We start from the raw sequence: 21,675 nt of genomic DNA on the forward strand, positions 1-21,675 counted from the left end.
AGCCGGTCGACCGTCTCACGGCCTATCCGATCGCCACCGGCGTGCAGCGCAGGCTGCTGAGCACCCCGACCACCTACGCCGAATGGTGCTCTGACCCAAGGAAGTACGCGGAAGGCTTCATAGCCGGACAGAAGGCCATGGACTACGACTTCGCCATCGGACTGATGGACCTGTCCGTGTGCGCCGGGGACTTTGGCGCCGGCGTGCGCATGGACGAGCAGAACACTCCGTTCGTGGTGGACCCGCTGGTCAAGAAGCCGGAGGACTACGAGACGAAGTTCGCCAACACGCCGGACGTGAACAAGGGACGCAGCCACGTCATCCTCGAAGGCACGAGGATATTCGCGGAGAGACTGGGGAAAGAGGTCATCACGGCCGGGTTCCTGGAGGGACCGCTGCTGATCCTCACCCAGAGCGCCGGAGCGGAGAAGGTCTTCATGGACATGTACAACAACCGCTCCGCGGTGCATAAAGCGCTCAAGGACATCACCGCCTTCGATGCCGAGATGGTCAAGGGCTTCGGTCGCGCCAAGCCGGCCGGCCTGGTCTGGGACTATCTCTGGGCCTCTTACTCCTGTCTGGGAGACCAGGAGTACGAGGAGTTCGAGTCGCAGTACGCCCGCGGCCTGAACAAGCTCACGGCGGACAACGGCATGGCCTTCTGCGTACACAACTGCGCCGACCTGCCGCACCTGGACACGCAGATCAAAGCCTTCAAGCCGGCCATCTACAGCATGGCCTGGTATCCGCTGATACCGGGGTCGCCCTCCGCCAAGGAGACGATCATGAAGGGCTACGCCGACGCCTGCCTGGTGGCGGGCAACATCGATCCGCAGGCCTTCGTGCGCTTCTCCACCGAGAAGATCGAGCGGACCACCGTGAACCTGCTGCAGGAGGTCAAGACCGCGCTCTGCGCCAAGGGCTTGCACTCCCGCTACATCGTAGCCTCGGGCTGCGAAGTGCCCCCGTCGCTGTCGACCAAGCTGGAGAACATCAAGACGGTCGTGGACACGACGAAGAAATACGGTGAAATATCAGAATATTCAAATAGAGGGAATTGCATTCTCCGGCAGATCAAGATGACCACAAAGAGAGCGGGCAAGTGCTGCGCCCCTTCGGTGACAGAGAACGGCTACCGGGTGGAATCGGTGGTGGGCATCGACGAACGAGGACAGATGGTCCTTCCCAAGGACGTGCGGTCCAAAATGGGAATCGAGGCGGACGACAAACTAGCAATCGCTCTTTCCTACAAAGAGGGGAAGGTGTGCTGTATCCATATCTTCAAGGCAGACAAGCTCGAGGACCGTGTCAAGGAAGTGGCCGGGCTGATGCCCGGGATGAGTAGCAGGTGAACCGTTGTTAGCAACAATACGGATAGAGACGCGGCTGGGCCCCAAGGAGAAGTGGGATCACTTCCTCTTTCGCTGGGGGTACAAGCGCTCCGAACACTTGGTTGCTCCTGGCCTCTATTCGGTGGGAGAGCCTTCGCCCGAATCCCCGGTTTTCGTTTCCGCGAATCTTACGCTCAGCTTCGATGCTTTGCGCTCCTCCCTCGATGGAATGAGCGCCTATGTCCTAGTTCTGGACACGAAAGGCATCAACGTATGGTGCGCGGCTGGCAAGGGCACCTTCGGTACCGAGGAAGTGATCAAGCGCATCAAGGACTGCGAACTCGATAGAGTCGTTAGTCACAGAAAGGTCATTCTCCCTCAGCTAGCTGCTCCTGGAGTGAACGCCCTGGACGTGAAGAAGGGCACGGGCTTCCAGGTCCAATGGGGACCGGTGCGCGCGAAGGACATTCCGGAATACATGCGCCAAGGCAAGGCCACGCCGGAGATGCGCAAGGTGACGTTCACGCTCAGGGAGAGGGCGGTGCTGGTGCCGGTGGAGATCGTGCACACCTTCCTGTACATGGCCTTCTTCTCGCTCCTGGCCTTTCTGCTGGGAGGCTTGGTCCTAGCTCTGGCGGCGGTCGCCGTGATCTTGGGCGGTGTGGCTCTATTTCCGCTCCTCCTGCCTTTCCTGCCCACCCATGAATTCAGCTCGAAAGGCACGATACTGGGCATTCTACTCTCCTTGCCATTCTCTCTCTATTCCCTGACCTTGGGACATGCGGTGGACCTGGAGCTGGTGGTCAGGGTCTTGGCCTTCGCTTTGCTGATGGCTCCCTGGGTCTCATTCCTGGCGCTCAACTTCACCGGATGCTCGACCTACACATCCAGAACGGGCGTGCGCAAGGAGATCTTCCGTTGGATACCGGTCATGGCGATCATGTTCGTCGCCGGAGTGGTGCTTGGGATCGTTTCCCATTTTGCTGGAATGGGTGGTGTGCTATGAGCTTCATAGAGATTGGGGATGAGGAAATAGTATTCGAGCCGTTGAACGGTGAGAAGAACACCCTTCGCTACGCGGAGAAGAGATGCATTGGATGCGGAGTCTGCAGCTCAGTATGCCCGCACGGGGTGTTCGTGCAGAACGGGAAGAAAGCGGTCATGCGGCGGTACGAGGCGTGCATGGAATGCGGCGCCTGCGCTCGCAACTGCCCGACGGCAGCCATCGTGGTCAACAGCAGCGTGGGCTGCGCCGCTGCCATGATACGGGCCGCTCTCACCGGCAAAGGGGTGGATTGCGAGGACCTGGAGTGCTGCTGACGCCACCAGTTGTGTCGGGGGGACCGGTCCAAGCTACCGAAACATTGACATTCTATCGATGGATTCTAGCGGCGGAAGTGAACCGGAATGAAGCTAGCGCAGATCGCGGGCTTTCTGGGTAGCGGCAAGACGACGCTGCTCATCGACGTCTCCAAGGAACTGGTCCAGCGAGGGCACCGCATAGCCATCATCGTGAACGATGTGGGCGAGATCAACGTGGATGCCAAGTTCATCGAGACCTACGGCCTCAAGGCCCGGGAGATCTCGGGCGGATGCATCTGCTGCCAGATCGCCGGCACCTTCGCCAACACCATCGCCGTTCTGCACAACACCTTCAAGCCGGACATCGTCATCGTCGAGCCTTCGGGAGTGGCCATACCCTGGGGATTGAAGCGAGCGGCCGAGTACTCGGAGGCGGAGAGCGACGTCATCATCGAGCATGCCCCGGTCATCACCCTGGTGGATGCGGTCCGAGTGGACCTGCTCATGAACGCGGTGAGACGCCTGGTAGAGACGCAGATACGCGAGGCGGACGTGGTGCTCATTAACAAGGTGGACGCCGCCAACGAGGAGCAGATCGAGAAATCGCGCAAGCTCATCAGGGGCATCAATGAGAAAGCCGAGATAATGCTCGTTTCCGGCCGCACCGGGAAAGGGCTGAAGGAGGTGGCGGACGTGATCGAGAAGAGGGTCTCGCCCCGCTACGATGAAGCGGTGGAGAAGGAATTACTCAGGAAGCAGTACGGGGGCGACGGGGCTTGAGCCAGGGTCATCATTCAAAAGAGGAAGACGAGGAGCTGCATCTGGAGATGCATCGCGCGGCCGATGAGCTGGGAAAGTTCGCGGCCAAGATGCGCATCCGCGATCCTAAGGGCATCTCTCCAGCGAATGCGAAGAAGTTCATGGGCTCGTTGCTCGTCACCGTCACCAAGGAATGCTTCTCGGTGGGTGCGGACCTCATCGGCCATGTGAAGGCGTTCATGCACACGCCCGATGGAACGCTGATGGGTAGTCTGGTCGACCTCGAAGTGGGAGTGCAGCTCACCTCCGGGCTGAGCGAGAACAAGTTCAAAGAGGCGGAGGTCATTCTCCATGTCATCGTACATGGCATCTGGGACGACAAGGTGCGCGATGCCACCAGGGCCGGGATCCAGAAGGTCATCAAGCAGTATGGGCTGGAGCTGGAAGTGCTTCAGGACTACTTCGAGACAGAGAAGGGCATCGAACACCACATCAAGAAGTGAGGGAGCACAATGCCAGGAATGGACGGTTACTGGGAAGCGATGAAGTCGAAGGGGTTCACCCCCAACACCATGCGATCGATCCGCCGGATGAAGTGTCCCAACTGCGGCTTCATTTTCTCTCTGACCTATGCCCGGACGTTCGCCTGCCGGGGCTGTTCCATGTCCGTGAGCGGCTGTCCCAAGGTGCGCTGCGCCAAATGCGACCACGAGTTCTTCCTGCGGGAGATGCCTGAGGTCGGTGACGAGTATCGGGAGCACTCCCTGGCAGACCACATGGGTAAAGTGGTGGACGATTACTACAAAGAGCAGGGCATCAAGAAGAGCCGTTGAGCTCTCATCCTTTTCGACCGGCTCAATCCAAAGCCTTGGTGCAAATGGCCACGAAGCGCTTGATATCGTCTTCTGGAGGATTAGCGAACGAGTACTCGCAGGTGATCCTGCACGGCCCCACCTCCCGCTGCAACGCATCGTCCAGAACGCAGGAACGGCTGCTCTTCTGCCCGTTCTTCTCCAGGATGCGGTCCGCGCATCGGTTGCGACAGCCGTTGATAGTGACCAGCTGGTTCATGTCCACCCCGCTCATGGAGAGCATCAAAGGAGAGACGGCGATGGAGCAGACGGAGAACTGCACGATGCGGCTCTGGTTCTTCTTGGCGAACTCCTCGATCACTTTTTCCAGCACGAAGCCTCGTTCGCCATTGGCGCCGCAGACGCAGACACCCTTTCTCATTGAGGCCTCATCTCCTGAAGGAATTTGGCTATGCAGGCCTCGGCCTCCTTGATGTTCTTCTCGCTCACCATTGGATATTTATTGAGAAAGATGATCGCCCTGGGCTGCACGCCGAAGCGTATGAGGCCTTGGTTGCCGCATCCTCCCTCGCAGGCGTCCACGACCACGGTGCTCTGCGGGTCCAGGGCACGTATCTCCTCTATCGGTCGCTCGAGCTCTGCCAGCGCCGGACCGAGCGTCACCACTCTGATCTCAGAGCACTTGGCCAGGTTGCGCACCGCCGCTCGCAGCACCCTTGCGCCCGGGCTGTAACCGCCGCAGATGACCACATTGAGCATCTAGCGCCTCACCTCATGGAACTGCCGGGGCTTGCCCACGGCGGTGATGAGGAGCCTGGTCTCCAGCAGAACGTCCCCGCCCCACTCCGAGCCCATGCTCGCCCGCATGTCGTCGCGCTCCAGCACCACCTCGATGTTCTCCGCTCCAGCGAGCTCAGCGCGCTTTCGCACCATCTTCCCGCCGTCCAGGCGGGCGTACTCGATGGCATCGGTCAACGATTCGAACTCCCTCTTCTCCGTAGGAGAGAAGTACAGGCAGGCGGGGTTCTCCATTACGCCCAATCCGGGCTTCGGCCGCACCAGTATCTCGACCGTCTCGATGATGCTGCCGGTGATCGCTCCCACGGCATTGCCGACCTCCATGTGCGTTGGCAGTATGAGCTCGGTCTGGAACTTGTCCGCTACTTGCGGAAGGTACGCTTCCACCGGAGCGCCGATCCCGATGATCTTCTTGTTGAGCTTGAGCCTGCAAGAGTAATCGATCCCGTCCGCCAGGTTCACGAACTTGTCGAAGAAGTCTCCTGCAACCTTGCAGTAGGTGGTCTCGGAGGTCTCCTCATAGACCAGCTTCTTGAGCAGTTCGGTGGCGATCTTCTCGATGACCATGCGTTTCACGTCGGCGCACAGCTTCTCCGGCGTCGTCTCCAGCGCCTTGGCCTGGATCTCCACCGCTATCTTCGAAGGCTCTGGATCGTACTCAACGTAGCTGCCCATGGTATGCAGTATGTCCGTGGGCGTGAGGCCGATCCTCTGCACCAGGCCGAGCTCCTCCAGCCGGCGGATGTTGTATGAGAAGGGATGCACGCCGGTGATCTCGCTGACCTCGTTTATGGAACGTGGTTCTTGCTTCACCAGCTCCACCAGCCTTTGCTCCTCCAGGCTGAGCTCGAAGCCTTTGATCTCCCGGGAGAAGATGAAGAACTCCGTGATCTGGTTCACCGCCCCCAGCTCGGTGTGCGCCGCCTGCGGCCTCTGCTTGCTTTCGCGAGCCTTCAGCAGCTTGGGCTTGATCATGGGATACATGGACTGGGCGATGCACAATGGCACGACCCGCAGAGGGGAGAGATAAGTCTTCATGTTGTGCACGACGATCCGGCTGTCCCCTCCTATTCCAGAGGTGGAGATGTCCGCCGCCCTCACCCTGGTCCTCCAGCCGCCGATCATGGCGCCTTCGGGGTCCAGGCGGGGACGTCCGTTGCGCAAAATGCCAATGTCGGTGGTCGTGCCTCCGACGTCGATCACCACCGCGTTCTCTTCCTTGGTCAGGTACTTGGCCCCAGTGAGACTGGCGGCCGGACCGGAGAGGATGGTCTCCACCGGTCTCTCCTTGGCCACCACCTCGCCCATGAGCGAACCGTCACCCTTGACGATCATCAATGGAGCATCGATCTTGTGCTCTGCCAGGACCTTCTTCACCGAAAGTAACAGGTCCGAGATGATGGGGATGAGCTTGGCGTTGAGGACCGCGGTCAGAGTGCGCTCGTGGAAGCCCAGTCGGGAAGAGAGCTCGTGACCGCAGACCACGGGGTGCTCGGTCACGGACTGCATCATCTCCTTGAGGGCAATCTCGTGCTCGGGGTTGCGCACGCTCAGGTAGCTCGACACGGCGTAGCCGTCCACCTTGTCCCTGGTCTTCTCCACGAACTCCCTAGCTGCGTCGGTATCCAAGGGGTCCTTCTCGTCCCCCATGAGGTTGTGACCCCCGACGATCTCCACCAATTCGTCCACCGGGATGGCCCGGTTGAACTCATGCCCCACCACGATCAGGCCCACCCGGCAGCCTTTGCCCTCCACCACGGAGTTCGTGGCCAGAGTAGAGGAAACGGACACCAGCTGAACGTGTTCGAACGTGCTTCGGTCCAGTTTGTCTATGGAATTCAGTATTCCGATGGCCAGGTCGTTGCGCGTGGTGAGCGCCTTGGCCTTGCTAAGGATCTTGCCGCTGGAAAGGTCGATAATGACTGAGTCGGTGTAGGTGCCCCCAGTGTCTATTCCTAGTCCCAAGTTCATGTGCAGGCCTCCCGTGCGCCCTTGGTCAACGGTCCCGAGCTGCGTGATTTTCACCTGAAATGCGTTCTCATTCATTATAGGTTTGCACAATGGTTTATGAGGTTCTGGGAGAACTGCTGGAATCGCATCGAGACGCGAAGATCAGCCTATGCTTTTGATGGCCTCACCATTGATCGTCCGGCGGAACCGGGTGCTCCGAGAAATGAGGTCCTCCAGGTTCCTCGTCATCACCCGCTCCACTTTCGGCAGTCCGCCTGGGAAGGTGCGCTCCAATTCTTTGATTAGGTAATCATGGACCACCCCGGAACGCTTGATGCCAGCGGCGTCCCAGTGATCAACGAGTTCCAGGGAGGCATCCTTTCCCCCCCGGAAGAAGGTCTCGGCGAGCACGGACGTGACCACCGCGTTCTTCGAGAGCACGGCCAGATCGGCCTCCCTGACCGCGTGGGAGTTGCCGTTGAAGGCCACCGCCAGACCGCCTCCCCGTTTGACCATGCGCAGCGCCTGCACGTCGGTGATGCTATCTCCAACATACATCGTATCCTCGATGCCGATGCCAGTCTTCTTGCAGATGTCCACGATGGCGGCCGCCTTCTCCTCCCCACCTATAGGGTTCACTTCCATCATCAGACGGAAGGAGGGCAGGTCGGTGATCTCGGTCCAGAATATGTCGTCCAGGCGGAGGATGGTCTTCTGGTCCCTCGAAGTGAAATCCTTGAGCGTCTTCGCCCCGGCCGGAATATCGATCAAAGGCATAGCGGCGATCTCCTCCGCCATGGTCTGGATGTTCTTCGCCTCCCAATCCTCCATGTGCGTCTGGTCCAGGGAGACCCTGGTGCAGAAAACGTTCTCGAAGGGAAAACCGAGGCGATCGCAGACCGCGCTCACGTAGTGCTCGTAGCTCGTGGACACGATGAAGGAGGCCATGAGCTCGGGGATGAAACGCATAGCCTTGTCCGCGCCTGGGAGGATGGCTACGTGCTGCTTCGAGAACTCCAACACGGCGTGGTCCGTAGCGCCGTGGGCCTTGAGGAAAGGGAGCACGAGGCGAAGCTTGTCATCCGCCTTGTAGCCGGAGCGGTGCAGCACGTCCGCCAGTACATCGTCGTACCGGCTGATGAGGGCGAAGAATCTCGCTCCTCGTTCCAGGTACTTCTCACACAGCTCCAAGGCGTTGTCGTTCCTGGTGATCGGCCCCTCTAGGTCGGTGACGAACTGTTTGCCCTCGTAGGCGATGACTTCCTCCAACCCCTCGAAGTCCACGCGCGCACCTCAGAACTCGCCCCGGGCGATCGCCTCATCGACCGCCAGGGTCAGGTCGTATGGCCCGTTCAAGGGACGGCCTTCCTCGTAAAGTTTTCCGTTGCGGACCGTCACGCTTCCGTCCGCGAAGAGCTTGATGGTGAAGGTGACCAACGGCAGCTCCCGCTTCTCTCCGTCCGCCCGCATCCTTTTGAACAAGGGACCCGCCTCGATCTCGTCCTTGGGCAGGAGGTCAACTGACAGTTTGCCGATCTTCGCGTCCTGCTCCTGCCAGAGCTTCTTGTATTCGGGGGTGCTAAGGGAAAAGGAACAGAAGGTCAGGGCCGGTCCCTCCTCCCGGTCCGGCTTGCGCAGGTGCATCATCGCTCCATGCCGGTCGGACCCGGTGGCGATGATTCTATGGATGACCTCCTGCTTGGAACCGCTCGGTCCTCCTGGCAGAGCAGGATGCAGGTTCAGGAGGTCGAAGCGGGTGCAGGTATCGCTGTCCATCCCTAGCGCGTACCCAGCTAGCACACCCAGTTCGAACGGATATCCATAGATCAAGGTACGCATCTTCTCGCCATAGGCGGCGCGCCATTCGTCCTTGGTCCCGCCCTTCATCTCGGCCCGGAAACGCTTCCAGGAAAGGGTGATGAGCGGGATGCCATGGTCGTGCACCAGCTCGAAGAACTTCTTCCGCTCCACGTAGTCTGGATGCTGAGGTTCCTCGTTCTCGTCCCAATTGCAGAAGACGAATGCCGCGGAGGCGTCCAGCACCCCTTCCTCCTTCTTACGAATGACCGTGCTGAGAATGTTTCGGGCCGCTTCGTCCCGGCCGGAGGAGAACCAACCCAATCTCAGCATTCCTTCCGTCTCCCCTTCATCTCCCTTACGTGGTCTTGAACATCCCTCTCTTCGGGATAGGCGCTCCTGCCCACCCCGCCAATGCTCTTGGCGGCCACCTTCGCGCCGAAGCAAGCGCAGTCACGGGGCTTCCATTCCAGAAGCATGCCAGCAAGGAATCCGGCGGCGTAGACGTCCCCACCCCCGGTCTTGTCCACAACATCCGCCTTGATGGCTGGCACCTTGATGAGCCCTTGTTCGGTCATCACCAGCGATCCCTTGCCTCCCAGGGTGCAGGCGACGGTGCTCACCCCCTCTTCATGCAGCTCCTCCACGGCCTCCAGTTCGTCCTTCTTTCCAGTGAGATGCCAGACCTCGCGCTCGTTCACGAAGAGCACGTCCGAGCGCTCCAACAAAGACCGGAGGGCCTTTCTTCCCCTTCGGGCGTAGAGCTCCCCCGGGGCGAAGGAAAGGATGGTCTGGTCCGAAAGGCGCTTGGCAGCCTTCACCTGCTGGCGCAGCCCTTCGTCCGCCACGAAAGAGCTCATGTGCACCAGGCGGAAGCGGTTTACGTATTCGATATCGTGTTCGTTGATGACCAGACGATCGTTGGCGTTCGGGCAGACCATTAGCGCGCGGTCCTCCTCGGCTATGAGCGAGAGACATACCCCGCTCTCCCCTTGGCGTCGGACCCTCTGGAGGTCGACGCCCTTCATCCCCTTCAAAATGATATCCGCACCTTCGTCCTCGCCCACCACGCCCACGAAGCCAGTGGCGAACCCCATTCTCGCCAAGGCATAGATGGTGTTGGCCGCGGAACCCCCGCCGCTGCATCCTCGAAGCTCCCCCCGCTGCCCTAGCTTAGGGATCAGTTCGGAGAGCTGTCTGGAAGTGCCGAAGGTCTCGGCTCCCGGTTTGAAGGCCCGGTCGCCCAAGGAGAGCGAGCTGACCTGGTAGATGAGGTCCAGGTTCAGTGCACCGACGCCCACCGCGTCCATCATGTTCACAGCGGAAGAATGCAGCCGCGACTAGTTTATCGTTTCTTCTGCCGACGGAGTTCAGAAGAGGTGCTCGGGCACCAACTTGGCCTCACCGCCCACGGTACATCGGAGCGTCTCGAGGCCCAATCCCTCGATGCGGCCCCGGACCTCGTTCACCTGCTCCAGGCGGCAGTTAACGTAGACCGTTGCACCGGTATCGATGGAGAAGTAGACCGGCAATCCATCCTGGCGCATCTGCTTCACTTCCAAGATCACTTTGACGGTCTCGGGGCGCCAGAGCACCAGTTCGTCGATGCCGGTCATGGTTATGCCATGGAGCAGAAGGGTGTCCGTCTCTGCCAGCGAGCATATGCGGTCGATGTCCCGGGCGTAGATCGCCCTTTCCATCTTGTCAAGCGCCTCGACCACGTATTCGAGCCGGGCCTTGAAGAAGGGGGAAGACGCAACCTCACGGTGCGCGACGTCGGTGAACTTCTTGGCCGGGACCAGAGCGCAGACGATCCCCATGTCCAGATGCTCCGGGGAAGCCAGTTGCCGGGAGTGGCTATCCTTATCCCCCGTGCCTGCGAACCAGCGCGAGAAGCCGCCCGTGACGGCCCGAGATGCCGAACCAGCGCCCCTCCGCGCAAAGCGCGAGATCTCTTCCAGGCCCATTTCCAGGTCCAACGCCGCTACCGTGGCCACCGCCAAGGCCGCGAACCCCGACGCGCTCGCCCCCAGACCGATGTTGGAAGGGAAGCTGTTCTCCGAGACCATGCGGAAGCCGCTCTTCTCCTTGGCCATGGTCCTCAGTGGATCGACCACGGCCTTGATCCGTTCCAGCTCCCTCCCCTTGGCCGCCTTGCCGTCGAACTCCGCCCTGTCCTCCTGATGGCCGAACTCGATGGTGGTCAGGGTGCGGATAGGTGCCGTGCACACGGAAATAGAATCGTGATACGGAAGACGGAGGGCCTCGTCCTTCAGCCCGTGGTACTTGATCAGCCCCTGGATGGGATAGGCCATTGCAGACGCTTTCATGTGCACCTCATATGTCGAACAGCACCGTGACCGATGGCTCTTGCTGGTCCACCGTCAGCATGTGGTAGGTGACCGCCTTCACATCATGCCGCCGTCCGTGTTTCTTCTCGTCGAACTTCTCTCCTTTGGCGTGGCAAGAGAGCTGAAATCCCTCGATGCGCACCCGGAACTGGCCGAGCACCAGCATCTTGGCGTCCCGGATGTAGAGGAATTCAGAGAGGAAGGCGTAGAGCAGCGATTCCAGATCATCGCCCTTCACCTCGAAGGAGATCTCCGTCCGAGGCTCGATCCTAGAGGCGTGCACCATCTGGTCGAAGAGCGCATAGGCCGCGTTCTCGAAGCATTCCTCCAGGGTGGCGCCGTGGGCCTTGAGCATGACGTCGGCGGTGTGTTCCAGGAGCTCGTAGCGCATCCGTTCTGGACATGCAGCGCGACGGTTAAAACGCTTTTGACGGGCGGGCGAGAAAGTCTAATAAGGCGATGCGCGTTCGAAGGGCCATGCGTCTGCTCATCATCGGATGCGGTTCCATCGGCAATGTCCTGGCCAGGGCGGCGGAGGACATGCCGGAGGTGGACCGCATGTACATCACCGACAAGAACGAGCAGCGGGCCGAGGCGCGGGCCAAGGAGTATTCCAAGGCCAAGCTGACCCGCTATGACGATGACATCATCCTTAGGATCATGGACGAGGTCGATCTGGTCATCGAGGCGGCGAGCCAGGATGCGGCCAAGAAGTTCGCCCCCATGTGCTTGGAGCGAGGTCGGGACATAATGGTCATGAGCGTTGGGGCGTTCCATGACGACGCCTTTCGCGAACGATGCTTCCAGCTGGCGCGGCAGAAAGGCGGGCGCTTGTACATCCCCTCCGGCGCGGTCTGCGGGACGGATGGCCTACGCTCCGCCCAAGGGCGAATAGACGAGGTGCATCTCATCACCACCAAGGGCCCAGGAAGCTTCCAGGACGTGCCTTATCTCAAGGAGAAGGGGATCGACGTCAACGGTCTCAAGGGAAGCACCATTCTCTTCGAGGGTCCGGCGCGAGAAGCCGTCCGGCTGTTCCCCAAGAACGTGAACGTGGCGGCCACGGTCAGCCTTCTGGCCTTGGGGTTCGAGAACACCAAGGTCACCCTGGTCTGCGATTCAAGGACCGAGGTGAATTCGCATCTCATCCTGGCCAAGGGTCCGTTCGGAGAGATCCGAGCGGAGATACACAACACCCCGTTCCCTGGGAATCCGGCCACCAGCTACCTGGCCGCGCTGTCGGCGGTGGCGGCCTTGAAGAGCATCGCCACCAACGTGTGGATCGGGGTATGATTTCTTTCGCGAGAGCCTGACATAAGGTTAAATCGCCTCAGAAACCTTCCTCCGCCGAGTGAGCCGATGAAGGAACGCATCCTCCGCATTTTCGAGAACGTCCCGAAGGACCTGGACGCGGTCGCGATCATCAACGATGTAGAACCGAATCTCGACATCAACTTCTTCTACGCCACCGGTGCCACATCTGGTCTCTTCGAAGGTTGCGTGGTACTGCTTTGGCCGGACGGCCGGTCGGAGATGTTCGTCTCGATTCTGGAGGAGACCAGCGCCCGATCCACCGATGCCGAGCTTTACGTGTTCAAGAACCGGGTGGAGAGAGAGCAGATGCTCAAGGACGCCCTGAAGAAGACAAAAAGGCTGGGGGTGAGCGGTTCTGGATTGACCCTTCGTCAGCTGAGCGACCTTAAGAAGTTCACCGAGGCGGAGGTGGTGGACGTCTGGAAGAGCATCGAGACCGTCCGGGCGGTGAAGGACAAGGCGGAGATAGAGCACCTGCGCCAAGCCTGCCTCATCACCTCCGAGGTGGCCGACCTCATCCCAGGGATGTTGCATGAGGGGTTGAGAGAATACGAGGCGGCGGCGGAGATCAACTACTTGATGCAGAAGAAGGGAGCCAGCGCCCCCTCTTTCAGTACTAACGCCTCCTTCGGTGCGAACGCGGCGGAACCGCACCATGTCCCGGGGGAAGATCAGCTGCGCAAGGGTCAGTGCGCGCTATTCGATTTCGGAGCGCTATGCCATCGCTACGGTTCCGATCTCACCCGTACCTACTACTTCCACTCCGTTGATAGGAGGCAGAGACGCATGTACGAGGTGGTGCTCGAGGCTCAGAGGCTGGGCATCGAGTGCATGCGCGAAGGAGCGAAGGGCAAGGACGTGGATTCCACCGCCCGCCGGGTCATCGAAAGCTCCGAGTTCAAGGGGCTTTTCAATCACTCCCTAGGCCACGGCCTGGGGCTGTCCGTGCACGATGGGATAAAGATGTCCCAGGAGAGCGACCTCGTCCTGAAGGAGAACATGGTGCTCACGGTCGAGCCAGGAGTGTACGCGGCTGGAGAGGGCGGCGTGCGCATAGAGGACGTGGTGCTCGTTACCAAGAACGGCTGTGAGGTCCTCACAAACGCGAAGAAGGAATTGAAGGTGATCTGATGGAAGACGTCATGCAGGCCGCGATAGAACGCATGCGGGACCAGGGAGCGCATTTCTGCGATGCGCGCCGGCAGAGGGTCGGGTTCCTCCGCATCATCGTGGTGGACGGGTCGGTGCGCACCTTGTCCCGCGATACCCTGGGAGGACTGTGCCTGAGGGCCAGAGCTGGCGGCTCCTGGGGATATGCTTCATGCTCCACGCTGGAGAAGAAGGAGGTACTAGCTGCGGCGGACAAGGCGGCCGTCAACGCCCGGGTCGGAACGGCCAAAGGCGTGCGCATCCCGGAAAGAAAGGCGGTCCAGGCTGATTTCAAGCCCAAGATCCAGAAGCATCCGGACCAGGTCCCCCTGGAGGAGAAGTTGTCGCTCGTCGTTGATCTGGACAAGGCCCAGCGCAGTGATGAGCGCATCGTCAACTCCAACGCCATGTACCTGGAGCAAGTGAAGGACAGCCTGGTCATGGATTCCTTCGGTTCCAGCATCAAATGGCAAGAGGTCCGGGGGCGACTGATGGCTCAGTCCGTTTCCTCCGATGGTCAGAGGATGGAGGCCTTCTACAAGATGGTAGATGGAACGGGAGGCTATGGCCTGTTCCAGGGAACGGACGTCGTTGCCATGGGGCGGAGCTGCGCCGAGGAGGCGATCAAGATGCTGAAAGCCAAGAAATGCCCCTCCGGCTACCATACCTGTATCACTGACCCACTGATCTCCGGGCTGCTGGCACATGAGGTCATGGGCCATGCGTCGGAAGGCGATGAGATCGTCAAGAAGCGCTCGTTCCTCAGTGAGGTGGTGGGCAAGCAGGTCGCCAGCGAGCTCGTCACCATGGTGGACGATGGCACCGTGCCCGGAGCATATGGCAGCATACCGTTCGATGACGAAGGCACGCCCTCATCCAGAACGACCATAATCGACCATGGCGTGTACAAAGGATACATGCACAGTCTGGAGACGGCGGCGGAGATGGACGTGCCGCCGACGGGCAACGGCCGGGCGGAGAGCACCTCCAAGCGGGTGTTCGTGCGCATGACCAACACCTATTTCGAGGCGGGTGACTGGAAACTGGAAGAGATGATCGAAGGGGTGAAGTTCGGAGTACTGACCGATCGGGCCATCAGCGGCATGGAGGACCCGGTGGGCGGGGGTTTCGAGGCCCAGGTTCTTCGGGGCTTCCTCATCGAGAACGGACGGATCACCGATATGCTGAAGGGCTTCGCCGTCACGGGGAAAGCGCTGGAGATTCTCAAGACCACGGATGCCGTGGGGAAGGAGGTCAGCTTGGACGGGGGAACCTGCGGCAAGGGCATCGAGGACTTCGTCCCAGTGTCATCTGGCGGTCCTCACTGCCGCTCCAAGGCGATTCTGGGAGGGGGTTGAATGGACCTGCAGGATATCGCCGCCATCGCGATCAAGGCCGCCAAAGGGGAGGGGGCGGAAGAGGCCGAAGCCTACGTCAGCCGCTCCAAGGCGATAACCGTGTACGTGGATGACTCGCGCATCAAGAGCGTGGAATCCCGCACTGACCTGGGCCTGGGGATGAGAACGATGAAGGACCAGAGAATCGGGCAATCCGCGTCATTCATCACTGCCGACGTGGATGTGACCGCTTGCGCAAGCTCAGCCGTACGCTCCTCGGTACTGGTGCCGCAAGACCGCATCTTCAAGCACTTTCCCTATCCGCAGAAATCTCAGCAGCAGTTCAGCTCCGTGGACAGAGACATCATCGATCTGGATGGTGAGGAGCTGGCCGATCTGGTGATGAGCATGGTTTCCTCCGCCACCGCTGGGCATAAGGTGAAGGTGCCCAATGGCTTGGTGCGCGCCTCCCTGGTCGAGGCATGGCTTGGCAACTCCAACGGTACGGAAGTGCAGCGCCGGAACACCGGTCTCTATCTGCATGTGACCTCCATGTGCACGGGCGGCAAACGGGGAGAGGGGGCGGAGCTCTTCTTCTCATCGAGATTGGGGCAATTCCAGCCGGACGCACTAGGTCTGGGATTAAGGACGAAGGCCCTGGCCGCCTCCAAGGCCAGGAGCTTCAAGGGAAAAAGGAAAATGGATGTTCTCGTCCCACCGCACGAACTTTCAGAGCTGTTCCTCGGTTCGGTGGACTATGCATTGAGCGCGGAGAACGTGAACCGCCGCCGGAGCCCGTGGATGGGCAAGATCGGGCAGGCGTGCGCGGAGAGCGGTGTCACGTTGATAGATGACCCGTTCGATGGTCGAGGGCTGCTCGGCTCGGCATATGACGACGAAGGCACGCCCACCAGACGCAAGGTCCTGGTCGAGAGCGGGGTTCTGCGCGGGTATTTGAACGACAGCTATAACGCGGCCATGAGCTCCAGCGAGGGCACGGGCAACGGCTTGCGCCGGTCGACTATCGAGCCCATGGGTCAATATCAGATGCCGGTGCACATCTCGCCGCTGAGCCTGATCATGTCCCCCGGGTCGAAGAAGGTAGAAGCGCTGGTGGATGAGATCGATGAAGGCATCTTGGTCCAGAAGTTCTCGTCGCCAGATGTGCACCCCATCACGGGGGCTTTCGCGCTGGAGGTGCGTTGCGCTCACCTCATCAAGAAGGGTGAGATCGAAGGCACCATCGACCACTGCCTGCTCACTGGCAACATGTTCGAAGCATTGATGAACGTGAGAGGGGTGGCCAACGATCAAGTGGTCTCGGGACCGCATATCCTCCCCACCGTCTGCTTCTCCGGACTGGAGCTGGTAGGCAGCGAGTGAACGCGGTAGTCTGGCATCCAGTTCGTTTTTCCATTTTTCGATAGCCGAGCGGCAAGGTTCTAATCTAGGTCGCTGCCATAGAAGGTTTCTTGGACGGCGTTATGGAAGAGCAGATGCTGCATCTTGGCGAGCCAGTCGGAGGACCATATCCCACCTCTGGTAAGATCGAGGGGGCCAAGGTCGCCTCCGTTCGGGTCCCCCTATGTCTGGATCTGGCTACCATCGACTCGACCATGAAGTACTCCTCAACCCCGGGAGGTGGAGGCATCGGCCTGGCGGTCGACCTGCATCTGTCCCTCAAGCTCACGCCTGCCTCAGAATGGCAGTTCCAACTGCGAACGCCTCGGCCGGTCGAGCACATGTGCAAATGCCTGGCCTCCATCCTTCACTTCGAAGGGGCCTACGCCATCACCTCGCCAGATGAGGATGCTGTTCCCTTCGATGCCACGCCCGAGCTGTTGACCGGGGTGGCCGCTGGTATGAACGCTTCCTTGGGAAGGAAGCTGGGGCAGAGGGAGCTACGGCGGGTGGTCAGCTACAATCTGGCCCGGGAGAAGGACGGTCTGCTCATGAAGCGTCCGGACACCGGTGTTCGGGTGGCTGGCTCCCTCTTCGGAGGATTGATGGTGGTCACGGACGAGCTGGAGATCGCCTGCCGGACGCCCTTGCCAGAGGAGGGTTCGATCATCCTCATCCCTCCCAACTCCAATCCCGATGTGCTAGATGCAGACAGGATGGTGCAAATAGACCAGAAGGACCGGGAGAAGAAGGCGTTGGAAGTGCTGATGAAGCTCATGCCCGCGGCCATCAAATCGGACCTGGCCAAGATGGGCGATTCCATCTACCGTCTGCAGCTGCTCGGCTCCAAAGTGGCGGAGATACGTCGCTTCGGTGGAGGGAACGACATCTACCGCCTCATGTCCACCCTCCGGGTCAAGTGCTGCCCCATCGTGGGCGTGCACGATGACACCGGTATCGTGGCCGCATATGCGAAGGAAGGGTCGCTGGATCATTGCCTTTCCGTCATCGACGATCTGCGCCTGCAGCGCGTTTTGACCAAGCCGAACGCCAGAGGTATGAAGATCGTTCTATCCTTGTGATGAAGCGATCAGAGCCTCTCCAGGGACACGGGGGTCCGGTCGCCGATCTCCTTCAACGTCGAAGGATCGCTGGTGACCTTGCCCACTGGACTTACCGGGCTATAGGCGGCAGGCTGCGGTCCGCTGCTCACCGGCGTGGGGCCGAAGAAGAAGCATAGTGCCTTGCCTTCGGGCCAAAAGGCCACCTCTCCCACCTCCATGAGCTTCCTGCCGTTCTCCAGCTTCATGTCGACCGGGATCTCGAAGTAGATCTCCTCGCCCCAGACGTTGACGTAGGCCTCGAAGGGCAATGCCAGCCAGATGGCGTCCGCCGTGGCACAATCGTTCAATTCGACCTCCACGTCAAGAAGCGGGGTCTTCATCAGCATGCGCTTGCTCATGGCATCCCGCTCCCGCCAAGGGTCCGTCGGATAATAGCTCTTTTCCTGACCCTTGCCCAGTGAGATCGCCTGGTCGCAGCCTGCTATCGTCACTCAAGTCTGCTGGGCGAGCCGCTTCGTGGCCGCAATCTCCGCCCGCAGCACGTCCAACGTACCCAAACGGCACTCATGCCTCATGTTGAGCTTGGTCGCGAATTGCCTGGACAGCCCCTCGAAGTACTCCCGGTCGCCGATGCCCGTATCGATGAACAGGGCGCGGGAATAGCCATCGAACAGACGATGCAGGAACCAGTCCGTGTCATATCCCTGTGCTTCCAGCTGCTTCACGCTCTCCTCGCCCATCTGTTGCAGCATGCGCTTCCGGAACCACTCCTCACCCATCTCGCAGAAGGCAGGGGTGGCGAACCAGGTGCCAGCACATATTTTCCTCTCCCGGTCGTATTCCTTCTGGGTGAGCAAGGCTCCCACGCAATCGTCCGCTCCGATCATGATCGTCGGCACCTGCAGCTGTTTGCCCACGTCCTTCAGGGATTGACATATGCCGTAGCCCAGGAAGACCGCGTCCACCTTGCCCTGCAGGGCATTGACCTTCTGGATCACGGTCCGCTTCAGCTCCTCCGGGTACTCGTGCAATCCGAACTCTAGATACTCGCGGTGCACGATGTCCGAATCTCCGGCCGTGATGAACTCCAACTCACGCCGGAAGGTCTCGCAGGCCACGATGCCGATCTTCATTCCATTCCTTCCCGATATTGTCATGGGGAGGCGAGTTGCGTGTATTCTATGGTTTGCTTACTTCTGCTATCCAAAATGATCGTCAAGCGGAATGCAACCCGGTTGAGATCCTTCCTGCACGCAAAGGCATCTGGACAAATGGATAGAAAGGAAGGCGTTTCGGGAGAAGAGGTCCTATTTCTTCATCTCGAAGAGCGCGCGTATCTCCTTGCCCACGACCTCGATCCTGCTCTTGGCCTCGGCATCTTCCATGGTTTGGAGCTTCTTCATGCCGCCGGAGGCATCGGCCAGCCATTCCTTGGCGAACCTTCCGGACTGGATGTCCTTGAGCATCTGGTCCATGGTCTTCTTGGTCTCGGCGGTGATGAGCCGGTCGCGCTGCGATAGACCGCCATACTCGGCGGTGTTGGAGACCGAGGTCCACATCTTCATCATGCCGCCGTTCTGGATCAGGTCGACGATGAGCTTCAGCTCGTGCAGGCACTCGAAATACGCTATCTCGGGCTGGTAGCCGTTCTTGACCAGGGTCTCGAATCCCGCTTCGATCAGAGCGGTCACGCCTCCGCAGAGCACCGCCTGCTCGCCAAAGAGGTCGGAGGTCGCTTCCTCGCGGAAGGTGGTCTCTATGACTCCGGCCTTGGTGGCGCCGATCCCTTTCGCCAGGGCCAGGGCGATCTTCTTTGCGTTCCCGGAATAGTCCTGCTCCACGGCGATCAATGCCGGAACTCCAAATCCCTCTACGAAGACCTCGCGCTCCCTGGGACCGGGTGCTTTCGGCGCCATCATGACCACGTCTATGTTCTTTGGCGGCTTGACCGTGCCGAAGACGATGCTGAAACCATGCGCGAAGTCCAACGCCGCGCCATCCTTCAGGTTCGGTTTGATCTCTTTCTCGAAGATATCGCCCTGCACTTCGTCAGGCAACAGGCACATGACCACGTCCGCTCCCTTCACTGCCTTGGCGATCTCATCCACCTTCATGCCGTTCTTCTTGGCCTCGTTCCAGCTCTTGCCGCCCTTCCTTAAGGCAACGACCACATCGAGCCCGGAATCCTTCAGGCACAGGCTCTGTGCCTTCCCCTGGCTGCCGAACCCTACGACTGCAATCTTCTTCCCCTTGAGCACGCCCAAATCGGCATCTGAATCGTGATAAATCTTCGTCATTGCTTTCACCTTGTCAACGCTTGGCACTCTTTCGTCGGTAATCCCTATACGTATTAAACAATGTTCTCCGCTCGCTCATTTGCATGCCCAGTTGCAGTTCCCCCGCACGATCTCGCTGCTCATCTTACCGGCGGGCACCATGGGCAGCACATCCTCTTCTGGGTCCGTGATGACGTCCACCAGGAACGGCACGTCCGAGCGCAGGCCCTTCTGGAACGCCTCGCGCAGCTCGGAGGGCTTCTCTACCCTCACGCCATCTGCGCTGAACGCCTTCGCCAGGGCCACGAAGTCCGGATTGCCCGTCAGGGCCGTGGCGGAGTAGCGCTTGTCCCAGAACAGCTTCTGCCACTGTTTCACCATGCCCAGCCAGCCGTTGTTCATGACCACGACCATCACCGGAAGCTTCTCGTTCACCGCCGTCGCGAACTCATGGAACACCATCTGGATGCTGCCATCCCCAGCGATGTCTATGACCGGTTTGTTGCGGAAGGCGATCTTCGCTCCGATGGATGCTGGGAAGCCGAATCCCATGGTGCCGAAGCCGCCGGAGGTTATGAAATGCCGGGGATGTTTCACCTTCAAGAAGTGAGCTGCCCACATCTGGTTCTGCCCCACCTCGGTGGTGATGATGGTATCGTCAGTGAGAATCTTGCCCAGCTCATAGATAACCTTCTGAGGCTTGATCGGCTGGCCATCGATATCGATGTTGCAGCTGCACTTCGCCCTGATCTCCTTCATCCGCTTGGCCCAGGGCGTATCGCTCTTCCCCTTGCCTACGCCCTTGATCAGCTGCTGCAGCGCCTTCTTGGCGTCCCCGATCAGCCGCACCTTGGTCCTTGGGTTCTTGCCCGCCTCGACGGGGTCGATGTCGATGTGGATGATCTTGGTGGTCATGGGTATCTCGTTGGCATGGGGGATGGTGCGGTCCGAGAACCTGGTGCCTATGGCCAGGATGACGTCCGATTCCAGTATGGCTTTCCTCGAAGCCTCTCGGCCGTGCATGCCCAGTAGGCCCATGCACAGTGGATGATCTTCGGGAATGATGCCCTTGCCCATGATGGTGGTGGTCACCGGTGCCATGAGCAATTCGGCCAGCTTGGCCACCTCCGACCCGGCGTTGGCCCAGATGGCCCCTCCACCGACCAGGAAGGCCGGCCTCTCGCAGTTCAGCAGCGTTCGCACCGCCTCCAGCATGCCCGAGAAGTCCTCCGCTGGCTGTGGAACGGGATACTCCAACTCCATCAGGTCCTCGGGCACGTTGCCGTTCATGACATCCATTGGGAGATCGACGTGCACCGGTCCCATGCGCCCGGTCCGGGCGATGTTCATGCCCCGTTTTATCGCCTCTGGAACGTCCTTCGGGTCCAGCACCCGGAAGTTGTGCTTGGTGATGGGCATCATCAGGCTGAAGGTGTCCGCTTCCTGAAATCCCGCGCTGCCGATGAGGTGAGTGGCCACTTGACCAGTGAGCACGAGCATGGGCGAGCTGTCGGCGTAAGCGGTGGCGACCCCTGTCACCAGGTTAGTGGAGCCTGGTCCGGACGTGGCTATGCACACACCCGTTCTTCCAATAGCACGAGCATAGCCATCCGCCATATGCGCCGCGCACTGTTCGTGCCGGACGAGCACATGGTGTATCTTCGAGTCCAAGAGGTCGTTGTAGATAGGTATGACCACTCCTCCGGGATACCCGAACATGACCTCGACGCCTTCTCGTTCCAGCAACGTTAGCAGAGCCTTACTGCCTTTCAAGAGCTGTACCTCCTTCTTTCACCACGATGCTTGAGGACACCCAGATAAGAGGATGTCCTCTAGCCCAGAACAACGATCACCGTGCTGCCCAACAAAACGACGGATCTCTCGGAGCACGTGATAGACGTTCGCACGGCAAGGCAAATGGTCACCCTCGTATATAACGATTCCTTGACTGGGCTCAATGGGCCAGGCTGGCTGAGGTCCCGATCGTCGGGGCCGTTTTGAGCCCGGCCGTGCGCGGTTCCAAGTATTCATCCA

At 60.0% G+C, this 21,675-nt stretch carries 23 protein-coding genes; 11 read left to right on the forward strand and 12 right to left on the reverse strand.

Features of this window, described 5'->3' with window-relative positions:
- The 6 genes from NT137_05615 to NT137_05640 all read left to right on the forward strand — a co-directional run.
- A partial coding sequence (locus NT137_05615) for an HgcAB-associated protein (GenBank protein MCX6652815.1) occupies positions 1-1,352 on the forward strand: 1,352 nt, incomplete at its 5' end.
- A gap of 4 nt (positions 1,353-1,356) precedes the next feature.
- Positions 1,357-2,337: a mercury methylation corrinoid protein HgcA gene (hgcA, locus tag NT137_05620; GenBank protein ID MCX6652816.1), complete on the forward strand. Its 981-nt coding sequence runs from the start codon at positions 1,357-1,359 to the stop codon at positions 2,335-2,337.
- Positions 2,334-2,651: a mercury methylation ferredoxin HgcB gene (gene hgcB / locus NT137_05625; protein MCX6652817.1), complete on the forward strand. Its 318-nt coding sequence runs from the start codon at positions 2,334-2,336 to the stop codon at positions 2,649-2,651. The genes hgcA and hgcB overlap by 4 nt, the downstream gene beginning before the upstream one ends.
- Positions 2,652-2,738: 87 nt before the next feature.
- The gene (locus NT137_05630; protein ID MCX6652818.1) at positions 2,739-3,413 is read left to right on the forward strand and encodes a hypothetical protein; all 675 of its coding nucleotides are present in this window, start codon (positions 2,739-2,741) and stop codon (positions 3,411-3,413) included.
- Positions 3,410-3,895: a hypothetical protein gene (locus NT137_05635; GenBank protein MCX6652819.1), complete on the forward strand. Its 486-nt coding sequence runs from the start codon at positions 3,410-3,412 to the stop codon at positions 3,893-3,895. The genes NT137_05630 and NT137_05635 overlap by 4 nt, the downstream gene beginning before the upstream one ends.
- A gap of 9 nt (positions 3,896-3,904) precedes the next feature.
- The gene (locus tag NT137_05640) at positions 3,905-4,225 is read left to right on the forward strand and encodes a hypothetical protein (protein MCX6652820.1); all 321 of its coding nucleotides are present in this window, start codon (positions 3,905-3,907) and stop codon (positions 4,223-4,225) included.
- A gap of 22 nt (positions 4,226-4,247) precedes the next feature.
- Here NT137_05640 and NT137_05645 read toward each other — a convergent pair whose 3' ends face one another.
- The 8 genes from NT137_05645 to NT137_05680 all read right to left on the reverse strand — a co-directional run bounded on the left by NT137_05645 (position 4,248) and on the right by NT137_05680 (position 11,491).
- Positions 4,248-4,625 (reverse strand): hypothetical protein, encoded by a 378-nt coding sequence (locus NT137_05645; GenBank protein ID MCX6652821.1) that lies wholly within the window; start codon positions 4,623-4,625, stop codon positions 4,248-4,250.
- On the reverse strand, positions 4,622-4,963 hold the full coding sequence (locus NT137_05650; GenBank protein ID MCX6652822.1) for a hypothetical protein: 342 nt from the start codon (positions 4,961-4,963) through the stop codon (positions 4,622-4,624). Before NT137_05650 ends, NT137_05645 begins: the two co-directional genes overlap by 4 nt.
- Complete coding sequence (locus NT137_05655; GenBank protein ID MCX6652823.1) at positions 4,964-6,973, reverse strand: hydantoinase/oxoprolinase family protein; 2,010 nt, start codon at positions 6,971-6,973, stop codon at positions 4,964-4,966.
- Positions 6,974-7,114: 141 nt separating this feature from the next.
- The gene (locus NT137_05660) at positions 7,115-8,236 is read right to left on the reverse strand and encodes an HAD hydrolase family protein (protein MCX6652824.1); all 1,122 of its coding nucleotides are present in this window, start codon (positions 8,234-8,236) and stop codon (positions 7,115-7,117) included.
- A 9-nt stretch (positions 8,237-8,245) separates the two neighbouring features.
- Positions 8,246-9,082: a phosphoribosylglycinamide formyltransferase gene (locus NT137_05665; GenBank protein MCX6652825.1), complete on the reverse strand. Its 837-nt coding sequence runs from the start codon at positions 9,080-9,082 to the stop codon at positions 8,246-8,248.
- On the reverse strand, positions 9,076-10,062 hold the full coding sequence (locus NT137_05670; protein MCX6652826.1) for a carbohydrate kinase family protein: 987 nt from the start codon (positions 10,060-10,062) through the stop codon (positions 9,076-9,078). The genes NT137_05665 and NT137_05670 overlap by 7 nt, the downstream gene beginning before the upstream one ends.
- A gap of 57 nt (positions 10,063-10,119) precedes the next feature.
- Positions 10,120-11,079 carry a diphosphomevalonate decarboxylase gene (gene mvaD / locus NT137_05675; GenBank protein ID MCX6652827.1) on the reverse strand — a complete coding sequence of 320 codons (960 nt, stop codon included), beginning with the start codon at positions 11,077-11,079 and terminating at the stop codon, positions 10,120-10,122.
- Between the two features lie 7 nt (positions 11,080-11,086).
- Complete coding sequence (locus NT137_05680; protein ID MCX6652828.1) at positions 11,087-11,491, reverse strand: archease; 405 nt, start codon at positions 11,489-11,491, stop codon at positions 11,087-11,089.
- Between the two features lie 86 nt (positions 11,492-11,577).
- Here NT137_05680 and nadX point away from each other — a divergent pair, with 86 nt between their 5' ends.
- The 5 genes from nadX to NT137_05705 all read left to right on the forward strand — a co-directional run bounded on the left by nadX (position 11,578) and on the right by NT137_05705 (position 17,383).
- Positions 11,578-12,393 carry an aspartate dehydrogenase gene (gene nadX / locus NT137_05685; GenBank protein MCX6652829.1) on the forward strand — a complete coding sequence of 272 codons (816 nt, stop codon included), beginning with the start codon at positions 11,578-11,580 and terminating at the stop codon, positions 12,391-12,393.
- Positions 12,394-12,459: 66 nt separating this feature from the next.
- Positions 12,460-13,545, forward strand: a complete 1,086-nt coding sequence (locus NT137_05690; GenBank protein MCX6652830.1) for a Xaa-Pro peptidase family protein — start codon at positions 12,460-12,462, stop codon at positions 13,543-13,545.
- Entirely contained in the window at positions 13,545-14,921 is a 1,377-nt protein-coding gene (locus NT137_05695; protein MCX6652831.1) for a TldD/PmbA family protein, read from the forward strand. The genes NT137_05690 and NT137_05695 overlap by 1 nt, the downstream gene beginning before the upstream one ends.
- On the forward strand, positions 14,922-16,283 hold the full coding sequence (locus NT137_05700; protein MCX6652832.1) for a TldD/PmbA family protein: 1,362 nt from the start codon (positions 14,922-14,924) through the stop codon (positions 16,281-16,283).
- A gap of 89 nt (positions 16,284-16,372) precedes the next feature.
- On the forward strand, positions 16,373-17,383 hold the full coding sequence (locus NT137_05705; GenBank protein MCX6652833.1) for a hypothetical protein: 1,011 nt from the start codon (positions 16,373-16,375) through the stop codon (positions 17,381-17,383).
- An 8-nt stretch (positions 17,384-17,391) separates the two neighbouring features.
- On the opposite strand, the gene NT137_05710 is transcribed toward NT137_05705, so the two are convergent.
- The 4 genes from NT137_05710 to ilvB all read right to left on the reverse strand — a co-directional run bounded on the left by NT137_05710 (position 17,392) and on the right by ilvB (position 21,414).
- Positions 17,392-17,763 (reverse strand): cyclophilin-like fold protein, encoded by a 372-nt coding sequence (locus tag NT137_05710; GenBank protein MCX6652834.1) that lies wholly within the window; start codon positions 17,761-17,763, stop codon positions 17,392-17,394.
- A 93-nt stretch (positions 17,764-17,856) separates the two neighbouring features.
- Positions 17,857-18,498 carry a DUF1638 domain-containing protein gene (locus NT137_05715; protein MCX6652835.1) on the reverse strand — a complete coding sequence of 214 codons (642 nt, stop codon included), beginning with the start codon at positions 18,496-18,498 and terminating at the stop codon, positions 17,857-17,859.
- A 174-nt stretch (positions 18,499-18,672) separates the two neighbouring features.
- A complete protein-coding gene (gene ilvC, locus NT137_05720; GenBank protein MCX6652836.1) occupies positions 18,673-19,662 on the reverse strand; it encodes a ketol-acid reductoisomerase in 990 nt (329 codons plus the stop codon).
- Between the two features lie 75 nt (positions 19,663-19,737).
- Entirely contained in the window at positions 19,738-21,414 is a 1,677-nt protein-coding gene (gene ilvB / locus NT137_05725) for a biosynthetic-type acetolactate synthase large subunit (protein ID MCX6652837.1), read from the reverse strand.
- Positions 21,415-21,675 lie beyond the last annotated feature (261 nt).

Source organism: Methanomassiliicoccales archaeon (assembly GCA_026394375.1).
In the GTDB taxonomy this organism is placed as follows: domain Archaea; phylum Thermoplasmatota; class Thermoplasmata; order Methanomassiliicoccales; family UBA472; genus JAJRAL01.

Coding starts and splice junctions, on each gene's coding strand:
- hgcB (MCX6652817.1), top strand. CDS start 2,334: ATGAGCTTCATAGAGATTGGGGATGAGGAAATAGTATTCGAGCCGTTG.
- NT137_05630 (MCX6652818.1), top strand. CDS start 2,739: ATGAAGCTAGCGCAGATCGCGGGCTTTCTGGGTAGCGGCAAGACGACG.
- NT137_05640 (MCX6652820.1), top strand. CDS start 3,905: ATGCCAGGAATGGACGGTTACTGGGAAGCGATGAAGTCGAAGGGGTTC.
- NT137_05645 (MCX6652821.1), bottom strand. CDS start 4,625: ATGAGAAAGGGTGTCTGCGTCTGCGGCGCCAATGGCGAACGAGGCTTC.
- NT137_05650 (MCX6652822.1), bottom strand. CDS start 4,963: ATGCTCAATGTGGTCATCTGCGGCGGTTACAGCCCGGGCGCAAGGGTG.
- NT137_05655 (MCX6652823.1), bottom strand. CDS start 6,973: ATGAACTTGGGACTAGGAATAGACACTGGGGGCACCTACACCGACTCA.
- NT137_05665 (MCX6652825.1), bottom strand. CDS start 9,082: ATGCTGAGATTGGGTTGGTTCTCCTCCGGCCGGGACGAAGCGGCCCGA.
- NT137_05670 (MCX6652826.1), bottom strand. CDS start 10,062: ATGATGGACGCGGTGGGCGTCGGTGCACTGAACCTGGACCTCATCTAC.
- mvaD (MCX6652827.1), bottom strand. CDS start 11,079: ATGAAAGCGTCTGCAATGGCCTATCCCATCCAGGGGCTGATCAAGTAC.
- NT137_05680 (MCX6652828.1), bottom strand. CDS start 11,491: ATGCGCTACGAGCTCCTGGAACACACCGCCGACGTCATGCTCAAGGCC.
- nadX (MCX6652829.1), top strand. CDS start 11,578: ATGCGTCTGCTCATCATCGGATGCGGTTCCATCGGCAATGTCCTGGCC.
- NT137_05690 (MCX6652830.1), top strand. CDS start 12,460: ATGAAGGAACGCATCCTCCGCATTTTCGAGAACGTCCCGAAGGACCTG.
- NT137_05695 (MCX6652831.1), top strand. CDS start 13,545: ATGGAAGACGTCATGCAGGCCGCGATAGAACGCATGCGGGACCAGGGA.
- NT137_05700 (MCX6652832.1), top strand. CDS start 14,922: ATGGACCTGCAGGATATCGCCGCCATCGCGATCAAGGCCGCCAAAGGG.
- NT137_05710 (MCX6652834.1), bottom strand. CDS start 17,763: ATGAGCAAGCGCATGCTGATGAAGACCCCGCTTCTTGACGTGGAGGTC.
- NT137_05715 (MCX6652835.1), bottom strand. CDS start 18,498: ATGAAGATCGGCATCGTGGCCTGCGAGACCTTCCGGCGTGAGTTGGAG.
- ilvC (MCX6652836.1), bottom strand. CDS start 19,662: ATGACGAAGATTTATCACGATTCAGATGCCGATTTGGGCGTGCTCAAG.